This window comes from Polaromonas sp. P3_C2 (assembly GCF_056402675.1).
Genome location: NZ_JBFUGX010001159.1, coordinates 1 through 718, shown reverse-complemented (window position 1 = coordinate 718; position 718 = coordinate 1). Strand labels below are relative to the sequence as shown.

The 718-nt window shown below is 60.8% G+C and carries 2 protein-coding genes; both read left to right on the top strand.

The features are described from left to right. The coding region (locus AC1DWI_RS25325; RefSeq protein ID WP_477726206.1) for a hypothetical protein at nt 1-213 on the top strand (213 nt) is incomplete at its 5' end. Continuing rightward, the coding region (locus tag AC1DWI_RS25320; RefSeq protein WP_477726205.1) for a phosphoribosylamine--glycine ligase at nt 210-718 on the top strand (509 nt) is incomplete at its 3' end. The genes AC1DWI_RS25325 and AC1DWI_RS25320, both read left to right, overlap by 4 nt.

Sequence of the window (718 nt, the reverse complement as noted above, 5' to 3'; positions counted from 1 at the left end):
GAGGCGATCGCCCTGCAGAAGGAATCCCTGGCCGTGCAGAAGTCGCTGGTCGATGAAACCCGTGCCAACATTGTGAAAGCCGGCAAAGTCAATGATCAGGCGCTGGATATGCAGCGCCGCGCCAAGGTGGCCGTCAAGGTCATTTTCGGCATCGTATTTATTCTTGTTGTGTACCTCAGCTATTTKCTGTTTTTTAGATTGAACCTCCCGTGAAAGTTCTTGTTATTGGCGGCGGCGGCCGTGAGCACGCGCTGGCCTGGAAACTGGCGCAGTCTCCCAAGGTTCAGGCGGTGTATGTTGCGCCCGGCAACGGCGGTACCGCGCTGGATGCGCGCCTTGAAAATGTTGACATCACCGACGTGAAGGCGCTGCGCGAATGGGCGCTGACCGAGAAGATCGCGCTGACAGTGGTGGGCCCCGAGCAGCCGCTTGCGGCCGGTATCGTTGACGAGTTCCGAGCGCACGGCTTGCGGGTTTTTGGCCCGACCAAGGCGGCGGCGCAGCTGGAAAGCTCCAAGGCATTCTCCAAGGCCTTCATGAAGCGCCACGGTATTCCGACGGCCGAATACGAAACCTTCACCGACGCCGCGGCGGCCCATGCCTATGTGGACGAAAAAGGCGCCCCCATCGTCGTCAAGGCCGACGGCCTTGCGGCCGGCAAGGGCGTGGTGGTGGCCATGACGCTGCACGAGGCGCACGAGGCCATTGAATTCATGCT